Source organism: Mesorhizobium sp. WSM4806, from assembly GCF_055811635.1.
The window spans coordinates 1-419 of the sequence record NZ_JBVVQZ010000075.1; the positions used below are offsets into that span (position 1 = coordinate 1).

At 61.6% G+C, this 419-nt stretch carries 1 protein-coding gene; it reads left to right on the forward strand.

The features are described 5' to 3' along the window. Positions 1-419: zinc-binding dehydrogenase (locus AC0L2M_RS34640; protein WP_473537275.1), on the forward strand; the 419-nt coding region annotated here is incomplete at both ends.

The following is a 419-nucleotide window of genomic DNA, read 5'->3' on the forward strand; positions in this document are numbered from 1 at the left end:
GAGGACGTGCTGGTCACCGGCGCCGGGCCGATCGGCATCATGGGTGCGCTGGTGGCGCAGTGCGTCGGCGCGCGAAAGGTGGTCATCACCGACATCAACCCGGTGCGGCTGGCGCTGGCGAAAAAACTCGGCGTCCAGCATGTGGTCGACGCGTCGAAGGAAAAGCTGCGCGATATCATGCCGGCGCTCGGCATGACCGAAGGTTTTGACGTCGGCCTCGAAATGTCGGGTGCGGCACCCGCCTTCCGCGACATGATCGACACCATGAACAATGGCGGTAAGATCGCCATTCTGGGCATCGCGCCGACCGGCTTCGAGATCGACTGGAACAAGGTCATCTTCAAGATGCTGCATCTCAAGGGCATCTATGGCCGCGAAATGTTCGAGACCTGGTACAAGATGATCGCGCTGGTGCAGGG